A 6,603-nucleotide genomic window follows, 5' to 3' on the forward strand; every position below is an offset into this window, starting at 1 on the left:
ACGGAGCTTATTGTGGGGGAAGAAGCGCATTTCCAGTCTACGCTTCGGCCTACGCCCCGCTGTGGGTTGGACTGTCCGCTCCTGGCTGAATGGCGGGAGCCGCTTCAAAAGTAGAAGTATCGATGAGGTATTCGCAGAGTTGAAGCTAAAAGCACTCCCTCCATTCAGCCCTCCGCTTTGTCGGGCTCCAGAGGCGCTTGGACTGGAAATGCGCTTCTTCTGCGCAGCTTTGGTTAATAACTTGAAAGTGACTTCAAGAAGCTACTTCCAGATCACAACAGTTGGAAAACAGAAAAGAATTAGCACATTCCTCCGTTGACAAAGATAATGATAATCATTATCATAAACTACTGGAAGATGTGTCCATCATGTTAACATCCTTTATCAATTGAAGTACCACCTAGAAAAATAAGGGGGAAATTTTTCATGCGTCTTATGAAACTACCAGTGCTGCTTGTATTTTTGTCTGCGATGCTGCTACTCGCTGCCTGCGGCAATGCAGGGTCAACTGCACAATCCGGTTCCAACCAGGCTGCTACAGCTCAGCCTGACGCGGCGAAGCCGGCTGAAGAGCAAGTGCGCACAGTGAAGCACACGATGGGAGAGTCGACGATCAAAGGCACTCCTAAGCGTATCGTTGCATTGGAATGGAGCTCAGTAGAGCATTTGTTGGCTCTTGGTATTCAGCCTGTAGGGATTGCAGATATTCCGAATATGAAAAAATGGGTGAAGCTCCCTGTGGAGATTGCTCCAGAAGTAGTGGATGTAGGGAGCCGTACTTCCCCAAACCTGGAATCGATCATGATGTTGAAGCCAGATTTGATTATCGGTATTAAACGAAATGTGGAAGCGAATTACGACGAAATGAGCAAAATTGCTCCAACGATTGCGTTTGATACGAATCCTGCTGAAGGTCAGGGATCACAATATGATCGAATGATCGAGATCTTCAAGCAAATTGCCGATATCACGGGTAAAAATGCAGAAGCCGAAGCCGCTTTGAAAGACCTCGACAAAACGTATGCAGAAGCAAAAGAAAAACTGGCCAAAGCTGGTGCAGATAAAGTTCCATTCGTTCTCGCGATGGGCTATAGCAGTCAAAATGCAGTAGAATTCCGTTTGTCTACGGATAACTCTACAGCAGCAAGCATCTTGATTAATATTGGTTTGACGAATAAGTATAAGCCCAAGAAATTTGAGCAAAACGGAATGACACTTGCAGATGTGGAAGCACTTCCAGCGTTGCAGGATGCGAATTTCCTCCATATCATTCAAAATGATGACAACGTGATTGAGAATCAATTGAAGAACAACCCAGTTTGGAACGGTCTTACATTCGTGAAAGAAAATCGCGTCTATGCTCTGGGCGGAGATATGTGGCCGTATGGTGGTACCATGTCTGCAAAGATTCTCGCGAATAAAGCTGTTGATCTGTTGGCAAAATAATGAGTTTAGCCAAAAATAAAATGTTCACACGAACTGACATCGCTCCAGCCACTTCCTCACAAAGAGGGGGCTGGAGATTGTTCTTGATGGTAGGGAGTGGACTTGTCGCTCTGTTAGTGCTTACATTTGTCAGCTTGACACAGGGGATGGCAGACATTTCTCTGCGCTCTGTCGTACAGGCCATTATTGCTCCGCAGGATATTTCCGATCACCATATGATACAAGGTGTCAGGCTTCCGAGAACGGTCATGGGGCTTTTGTCTGGTGCAGCATTGGCGATTGCAGGGGCTTTGATGCAGACGGTGACACGAAATCCGCTCGCGTCGGAAACGACATTGGGCGTAAATGCGGGTGCCTATTTCTTCGTGGTGTTCGGGATGGTTTTTTGGCCATCATTCCTGCATGAACACCCGCTTCCCTTTGCGATGGCTGGCGGAATACTCGCAGCCGTTACCGTATACTTCATGTCTGGCGGGCGAAAAGGTACGCCAGTACGTGTGGCATTGTCCGGGATGATTGTGACCTTGGTGTACTCCTCCTTGACGAGTGCCATCATCTTGTTTAATGAAGAAACGACCAATGGCATTTTCCTCTGGGGCTCAGGCTCTTTGAAGCAAAATGACTGGTCAGGCGTAGAATTCAGTTGGCCTTGGATTGTAGCCGGGATTTTGGTCAGCATTTTCATGTCCAGGCAGCTTGATGTACTTACCTTTAATGAAGAAACGGCGAAATCATTGGGACAAAAGGTAGCAAAAACACGACTTTTCACCATGTTTATTGCGATCTTGGTTACGTGCGTCAGTGTCAGTGTGGTCGGGCCAATCGGTTTCATCGGACTCGTGGCTCCGCATTTGGTGCGATTGTCAGGCATCACCCAGCATAGATGGCTGCTGCCGCTATGTGCCATCTGGGGGGCAGCGCTGCTTGTGGCTTCCGATACGATTGCCCGTATGTTTATCAATCATTATGGTGAGCTTCCGGCAGGAGCCATCACGGCAGCTATTGGTGGACCATGGTTGATCTGGCTGGCATTGCGAGTCTCGCGCAGTATGAGTGCCGGGATAGGTGGCTCGATGAGCGTCGGAGGAGCGCAACGCAAAGTTTCGTATCCGTTGATTGTGTGCACGCTTGCTGTGCTGCTTGTATTGGTTTGGATGCTCAGTTTGTCTAGCGGAAACTTGTACCTGCCTTGGACAGAGATCATCGCCATTTTCATGGGACAAGGAAACGAGATGTACAGTCAATTGATATTTGAGCTGCGGATGCCGCGACTGTTGACAGCAATGCTGGCAGGTGTAGCACTCGCGATCAGCGGAAGCCTCATGCAGAGTGCAGTACGAAATCCGCTGGCTGATCCACAGATTGTCGGTGTGACGAGCGGTGCGGGTGTCGGGGCGATTATCGTGCTCCTCGTGTTTCCACAACTCTCTGCTTGGATGCCGCTTGGAGCCGTTGCAGGGGGAATCATCTCTGCTGCGATTGTATACGCGGTCTCTTGGAGAAGGGGACTCAATCCAATCATCTTGACGCTTGTAGGTATTGCGGTTTCTGCCGCAGGTGCCGCTCTTATCAATATCTTGATTGTACATTCCATGATCTTGGCAGCGCCTGCACTCACATGGCTGGCAGGAAGTACTTATGGGAGGGGATGGATGGAAGTAGGCCGCCTGTTGCCTGCGATCCTCGTTTTAGCACCGATGGCGTGGTGGTTAGGACGTCGGGTGGACCTCTTGTCATTTAACGACGAGAGCTCGACCGGATTGGGGTTAAAGGTTCGGATGACGAGACTAAGTGTGGCAGTCATTGCCGTGCTGCTCGCTTCAGCAGCAGTTGCCAGTGTCGGAGCCGTAGGATTTATCGGTCTTCTCGCTCCGCATGCGGCACGTATGCTGGTTGGACCTCATCATCGCCGTGCAGTTGTCGTCTCAGCTATGCTTGGAGCTGTATTGCTGGCTGCTGCTGATTTGCTAGGAAGGATCGTCATGATCCCGAAAGACATTCCGGCGGGAGTCGTAGTGGCGTTGCTAGGCGCACCATATCTGTTTCTGCTGATGTTCCGTTCGTCTCGTTCCTCCCAATAGATAGGCAGGCACTTTTTGGACTTGCCAAATACGATGAACTCCAACATGATGAAAAGTAGATCAAGCTGATGTAAGGTAGTCAGCTTGTCTACTTTTTTTCTTGCTGTAATAAGCCATTTCTTCTTACCTTTACGTAAAAATTGGCTGCTGTTAGAAGGGTGTGAGTCTGTTGACGATTTATCAGGATTATCCTGGCTTTTTCATGACTGCTTTTCGCAAACAACGATTGAAAGATTTTCACCTGCATCAGGTGGAGGTAGACACCCATGTCCTTTGCTATGTGGCAGAAGGAAGCGCAGAGATTACTGTGGATGGTCAAAAGCATGTGCTCGACACCGGAAAGCTCTTGCTGTTGCGCCCAATGACGAAGATAGAACAAATGCGGTGTCAAACAGGACCGCTGCACATATACAGGCTGCATTACACAGAAGTGAGACGCAATCAGAATCAGAGCGATCACGATCTCATGCAGGCAGGTTCGGAAGACGGGAAGGAAGCAGAGGTCATGACTGTTTCGACTCCTGCTTCGTTTATCGTGATATTGGAGGAGCTCTCCCTTTTGACACGGAAACGGGACTACTCTTCCTATTTGCGCAGCCAAGCGTTGCTCTACGAGCTGTTTGGCGCTGTCCATGACGAGCATAAAAAGAAAGAGGAAAAGGGCAATGGAGCCGTTGAAGAGACGATTGCCTACATGAAAAAACACTACCGGGACTCACTGGAATTAGGGAGCCTGCCCAAGCTGGCGGGTTTGACCCCCAGCTCTTATTGTCGGGCTTTTAAACGTGCGACTGGGATGACGCCCGGAGAGTATTTGACTGGGCTGCGGATGGAGCACGCCAAGGAGCTGCTTTCCCATCGTACGGGAAGTGTGAAGGATGTTGCTCGCAGCGTAGGATATTCGGACGAGCTGTATTTTAGTAGATTGTTCAAAAAACGAGAGGGCTTGTCACCACAAATCTATATGAAGCAAAGAGATCAGCGGGTAGTCGTGGTAAGCAAGCTGTTTTTGCAGGATCATTTTCTGGCGATGGGAATTCAGCCGATTGCAGCGCCTTCCTTCCCGAACTACTTCGAAACCAGGACGGGCTTTCCATCCTATTTGCAGCAAAAGCTGCGAGGGACAAAAGCATTGAATGCCGAGCAGCTGATTGATCCGCAAGAGATTTTGACCTTGTCGCCTGATGTAATTGTCAGGATGAACTTTTTCCATAATAGGGAGGCAGGGGACTGGGAGAAAATAAAAGGAACGGTCTCCTTCGACGGCTATCCGAACTGGATTGACTACCAAACCAAATTGGCGACGCTCTTCAATAAAGAGAGTCAGGCAGAGAGAATCATCAAGCACATCGACAAAGTGGAAAAGCAAGCAAGAGATGCACTATTGCCTGTTACACGCACGGGTGAATGGACGATGATTCGCGTGCTTGCGGATGAGGTACGGCTGTATGGCGTAGAGGGACACGCCCTCGCTGACTTGTTTTATCACAAGCTTGGATTTCAGCCTGACCCTAATGTGACCCACGCAGCCTATAAACCGCATGCGCTCAACGATCTGATCGAATTGAACCCGGAGAGAATCATCGTATTCTGGAGTGAACGAGAGCATGTGGCAGCACTATGGAACAACCCGTTGTGGAGAGAATTACGGGCTGTTCGGGAAAACAAAGTGTACCATCCTGCCAATCACGAGTGGGACCCGTGGGGACCGTTCGGCAGAGAGCATACGATTCAAAAGAGCACTGCGTATTTTCTTTCGGTAGCACAAGGGTAATCTTGTCCATGGGAAATAGATAATCAAGTCCATGGAAAAGTAAGAGGAGTCTCTATATACTATCAATTGATAATTGTTATCACTAAGTTGATAAGCAGAAGTGGGGGCATTCTCGATATGAAAAGCAAGACCAGTTTACGTACCATGCGCCACATCATGACCAGCTTCTTCGCGCTGTGCATGCTGGTTGTCCTTGCCGGTTGCGGAGGCAATGCCAATCAAGCAGGGCAGGCGCCAGCTGCATCGGGAACGACGACTGAGGCTACTCCAGCACCAGCGCAAACAGCACCAGCCGATTCCAATGAAGTACGCGAAGTCAAACACGCAATGGGGACCACTCCAATTAAGGGAACACCAGAACGCGTGGTTATTTTAACAAATGAAGGTACAGAAGCTTTACTTGCTCTTGGTGTGAAGCCAATCGCTGCTGTACAGTCCTGGGATGAAGATCCATGGTATCCTCACATCAAGGATGAGATGGTCGGTGTAGAAGTATTGGGCTTCGAAGACCAGCCGAATCTGGAAGCGATTGTGAGCCTGAGCCCTGATTTGATCATTGGTAACAAAGTACGTCATGAAAAGATTTATGATCAGTTGTCCAAAATCGCACCAACTGTATTCTCTGAAGAACTGTCCGGAAGATGGAAATCCAACTTCACACTCTACGCAGAAGCAGTGAACAAGAAGGCGGAAGGCGAGCAAGTACTGAAAGAATTCGACGACCGTGTAGCTGCTGTGAAAGCAAAGCTGGGTCCGAAAGCTTCTACAAAGGTATCCGTAGCGAAGTTCTCCAAAAAAGGCGTACAGATCTATCAAAAAGATACCTTTAGCGGTGTGCTTCTCGATCAATTGGGACTCGCGCGTCCAGCTTCCCAGGACGTAAACAACTTTGCAGAAATGATCAGTGAAGAAGGCATGTCCGCTATGGACGGGGACATTCTGTTCTACTGGGTAACAGAGCCAACGAAAGGCTCTTCAGACATTGCGAACAACGCGAAAAAATGGATGGAAAGCCCAGTATTCAAGTCACTGAATGTGGCGAAGACCAATCAAGTTTACCAAGTAGACGAAACGATCTGGAACAAAGCAGGCGGCATCAAGGCAGCGAATTTGCTGCTCGATGATATCGTGAAACGCCTCGATGTGAAGTAAATCAAAAAGAGTCAAAGCAAGAGACCTCATCCGAAGAATGGATGGGGTCTCTTTTTGGTATAATATGGGATGAGTTGGTCATAGCCCCGTCAAGTAGACACTAAAAAAGAGAAATTTTTTAGGCGGCAATCGCTTCTCTATATTCTACTG

The 6,603-nt window shown here is 48.7% G+C and carries 4 protein-coding genes; all 4 read left to right on the forward strand.

Going from position 1 to position 6,603, the window contains the following annotated elements:
- The first annotated feature begins 426 nt into the window (after positions 1-426).
- Positions 427-1,446: an ABC transporter substrate-binding protein gene (locus tag AB1L17_RS24975; RefSeq protein ID WP_412847815.1), complete on the forward strand. Its 1,020-nt coding sequence runs from the start codon at positions 427-429 to the stop codon at positions 1,444-1,446.
- A 20-nt stretch (positions 1,447-1,466) separates the two neighbouring features.
- Positions 1,467-3,527, forward strand: coding sequence for a Fe(3+)-hydroxamate ABC transporter permease FhuB (fhuB, locus tag AB1L17_RS24980; RefSeq protein ID WP_412847821.1), 2,061 nt, complete (start codon positions 1,467-1,469; stop codon positions 3,525-3,527).
- Between the two features lie 160 nt (positions 3,528-3,687).
- On the forward strand, positions 3,688-5,301 hold the full coding sequence (locus AB1L17_RS24985) for a helix-turn-helix domain-containing protein (protein ID WP_412847816.1): 1,614 nt from the start codon (positions 3,688-3,690) through the stop codon (positions 5,299-5,301).
- A gap of 117 nt (positions 5,302-5,418) precedes the next feature.
- Positions 5,419-6,453, forward strand: coding sequence for an ABC transporter substrate-binding protein (locus tag AB1L17_RS24990; RefSeq protein ID WP_412847817.1), 1,035 nt, complete (start codon positions 5,419-5,421; stop codon positions 6,451-6,453).
- The last annotated feature ends 150 nt before the right edge of the window (positions 6,454-6,603 follow it).

The sequence above is a fragment of the Brevibacillus jepli genome (genome assembly GCF_047229145.1).
GTDB lineage: Bacteria > Bacillota > Bacilli > Brevibacillales > Brevibacillaceae > Brevibacillus.

Bases quoted from the DNA above. Each gene is read 5' to 3' on its own strand.
- AB1L17_RS24975 (WP_412847815.1), top strand. From the start codon at position 427: ATGCGTCTTATGAAACTACCAGTGCTGCTTGTATTTTTGTCTGCGATG.
- fhuB (WP_412847821.1), top strand. From the start codon at position 1,467: ATGTTCACACGAACTGACATCGCTCCAGCCACTTCCTCACAAAGAGGG.
- AB1L17_RS24990 (WP_412847817.1), top strand. From the start codon at position 5,419: ATGAAAAGCAAGACCAGTTTACGTACCATGCGCCACATCATGACCAGC.